4 protein-coding genes are annotated in these 2885 nt (G+C 72.3%); 3 read left to right on the top strand and 1 reads right to left on the bottom strand.

Features of this window, described 5'->3' with window-relative positions:
• Nucleotides 1–48 precede the first annotated feature (48 nt).
• Nucleotides 49–480 carry a hypothetical protein gene (locus tag DQW06_RS13895; RefSeq protein ID WP_013153842.1) on the bottom strand — a complete coding sequence of 144 codons (432 nt, stop codon included), beginning with the start codon at nucleotides 478–480 and terminating at the stop codon, nucleotides 49–51.
• Between the two features lie 205 nt (nucleotides 481–685).
• On the opposite strand from DQW06_RS13895, the gene msrB reads away from it, so the two are divergent.
• From msrB to DQW06_RS13910, 3 genes are all read left to right on the top strand, one after another.
• Nucleotides 686–1129, top strand: coding sequence for a peptide-methionine (R)-S-oxide reductase MsrB (gene msrB / locus DQW06_RS13900; protein WP_013153843.1), 444 nt, complete (start codon nucleotides 686–688; stop codon nucleotides 1127–1129).
• A 261-nt stretch (nucleotides 1130–1390) separates the two neighbouring features.
• Complete coding sequence (locus tag DQW06_RS13905) at nucleotides 1391–2059, top strand: phosphatidylserine decarboxylase (RefSeq protein WP_013153844.1); 669 nt, start codon at nucleotides 1391–1393, stop codon at nucleotides 2057–2059.
• On the top strand, nucleotides 2046–2849 hold the full coding sequence (locus DQW06_RS13910) for a phosphatidylcholine/phosphatidylserine synthase (protein ID WP_013153845.1): 804 nt from the start codon (nucleotides 2046–2048) through the stop codon (nucleotides 2847–2849). The genes DQW06_RS13905 and DQW06_RS13910 overlap by 14 nt, the downstream gene beginning before the upstream one ends.
• Nucleotides 2850–2885 lie beyond the last annotated feature (36 nt).

A 2885-nucleotide genomic window follows, 5' to 3' on the forward strand; every position in this document is an offset into this window, starting at 1 on the left:
GGGGGAGGGACGCCGCCCCGGCGCCCCTCCCCCCTTCTCGGACCGGCTTCAGCGACCGCCTCGCTTGGAGGCGAACACCAGGTACGCCAACGGCAGGAGGACGAGTCCCACCGCCAGCGCACCGGCGGCGGCGAAGGGCAGGGAGTCCGACGCGGTCATGGCCCACCGTGCCATGCCGAACCCCAGGAGGAGCGCGACCGCCAGCGCGCACACGGCGACGGCCGCGGCGGCGAGCAGCAGCGCGCGTTCGCTCCAGGGTTCGGGCCGGGCGCGATCGGCCCGCACGGCCGTGGAGCGGACGCTGAGCTCGGCGGCCCAGCGCAGCTCACGGCCGGTGGTGGCCGCTCCGTCGGCGACGGTCCTCAGAAGGGACCGCGCGCCCGTGGTGTTCTGGTCGAGCCACCACAGTCCGTACCGGATCCTGCCCACGCGCAGCGGTCGCCTGTTCACTCCGAGTGCCTGATGCGTTGTAACGGTCATGTCACCTGCCTCAAGTGCACTGTTCGACCACTGACCCTGGCTACAGCCGTACCCTCGCCTTCGGCTACCGAACGTCGCATAGGCCGAAGTTAGGAGGGTCTGGCCGTTTGGGACGGTTTTCCTGTCCCGAATGTCATATGTGAGTGTTTGCGGCACGAAGGGTGCTGAGGCGGCATCCGGAGCCGATTCGGGGTAGCGTCGTCCCATGGCTGACTCAGCGGACCAGGCCCAGGACAACGGCAGCGGGCCCAAGGACATCCCCCGGACCGACCAGGAATGGCGCGAACGGCTCAACTCCCAGGAGTACGCGGTACTGCGCGAGGCCGCCACCGAGCGCCCGTGGACCGGGGAGTACGTGGACACCACGACCGCGGGGGTCTACCGCTGCCGCGGCTGCGGCGCCGAACTGTTCCGTTCCGGCGAGAAGTTCGAGTCCCACTGCGGATGGCCCAGCTTCTACGACCCGGCCGACTCCGACGCGGTGGTCCTGCACGAGGACCGCTCCCTGGGCATGGTGCGCACCGAGGTGCGGTGCGCCACATGCGACTCACACCTGGGCCACGTCTTCCACGGCGAGGGGTACGCCACCCCCACCGACGACCGGTACTGCATCAACTCCGTCGCCCTCACCCTGGAGCCGACCGAGTAGGTTGCCGTACGATCCTGGTGCCGGACGGCGGGACCGGGACCGCCCGGGGACGGCGGCGCGCACCCGCGACCCGTTCTCGGCGGAATCAGGAATAATCGCATTCAGCGCACCAACGGCCGGTCCCCCACCGGCCCGCGGGGCGCGGCGCGCGGGGCCGGTCACATCCGGCCCCTCCGCCAGCCGGCCCGGGAGCCCCGGGCCGACCCCCGCAGCGGCAACCTATGTGCGGGCGAACCGACAGACCCGCGACGAAAGCGCTCGATGACCGACGACTCACCACTCTCATCCGTCTCCCACCGCCCCGCGGCGCGTCCGCGCCTGGGCATGGCACAGGGTTCGGCCCCGTGGCTGCTGCCCGCGCTGGGAGCCGCCGGAGCCGCTGTCCTGGCCGCCCGGGGCTCGCGGGCCCGCACTGCGCTCGCCGTCCCGGTGGTCGGGCTCGCGGCGGGGATGACCTGGTTCTTCCGGGACCCCGAGCGCGGCCCGGCGACCGGACGGGTGCTGTCCGCGGCGGACGGCGTCGTGCAGAGCCTCGACCCCCAGCCCGACGGGCGGACCAGGGTCGCGGTGTTCATGAACCCCCTCAACGTGCACGTCAACCGTGCCCCCCTCGCCGGCGTGGTGACAGGCGTCGAGCACCGACCCGGCGGCTTCCGCCCCGCATTCGACAAGGACAGCGAGCGTAATGAGCGCGTCATCTGGACCCTTGAAACCGAGATCGGTGCGATCACGGTCGTTCAAATCGCCGGCGCGATGGTCAGGCGTATCGTCCCGTATCTCGCTGCGGGGCAGAAGGTCGAGCAAGGGGAGAGGATCGGTCTCATCCGGTTCGGGTCCAGGGTCGACGTCTACCTTCCGTCCGGGATCGCCCCGGCGGTGGAGGTCGGCCAGAAGGTCCGGGCCGGAGAAACCCGCCTTGACGCCGACTGAGAACGCCGTGGCGGCCGACGGGGCCGCCTCCACCGTTCCGCAGGAGGCTCCCAGGCTGCGCCTGGGCGTGGCCGACTACCTGACGCTCGGCAACGCCCTGTGCGGCTTCCTGGCGGTGTGGGCGCTGGTGGTGGCCCAGTCCGCGCAGGAGGCGGCCGGGATCGCCGGACCGCTGCCGCGCACCGCCATGGCCACGGTCGTGGGCCTGATGCTGGTCGCGGCCGCCCTGGACGTGCTCGACGGCCGGGTCGCCCGCAAGCTGGGCGGCAGCGGCATGGGCGCGGAGCTGGACAACCTGGCCGACGTGATCAGCTTCGGGTTCGCGCCCGCGTTCTTCTTCGTCGTGTGGGGCATGCGGACCGAGGGCCCGGACCTGCTGCCGGTCGCGGCGGGCGGGGCCGTGCTGCTCGCGGTCATCGTGCGCCTGGCCCGGTTCTCCTGCCAGGCCCCGGGCGCCAGCTACTTCACCGGGCTGCCGTGCCCGTTCGGCGCCATGGCCGTGGTGACGGTGGTCCTGCTGGACCCGCCGCTGGTGGCGGGGGTGACGGCGGTGCTGCTCATCTCCTGGCTGATGGTGAGCCGGATGGAGTACCCCAAGCCGCGCGGGCGCAAGGCCCACGCGGTGCTGGGCATCCTGGCCGTCGGGGTCGCCCTCATGGCCGTGTGGGGCATGGGCCTGCCCGCGGGCCAGACGCTCATCTACCTGATGAGCGCCGCCGTGCTGGGCTTCATCGTCACCATCCCGTTCTACGTCCTGGCCGTGCGGCGGGCCGCCGCGGCGCAGGACTGACGTACACGCGCGGGGGCGCCCCGGGGAGGAGTTCCC

This window comes from Nocardiopsis sp. TNDT3 (genome assembly GCF_003427465.1).
Taxonomy (GTDB): Bacteria; Actinomycetota; Actinomycetes; order Streptosporangiales; family Streptosporangiaceae; genus Nocardiopsis; species Nocardiopsis dassonvillei.

Bases quoted from the DNA above. Each gene is read 5' to 3' on its own strand.
- DQW06_RS13895 (WP_013153842.1), bottom strand. From the start codon at position 480: ATGACCGTTACAACGCATCAGGCACTCGGAGTGAACAGGCGACCGCTG.
- msrB (WP_013153843.1), top strand. From the start codon at position 686: ATGGCTGACTCAGCGGACCAGGCCCAGGACAACGGCAGCGGGCCCAAG.
- DQW06_RS13905 (WP_013153844.1), top strand. From the start codon at position 1,391: ATGACCGACGACTCACCACTCTCATCCGTCTCCCACCGCCCCGCGGCG.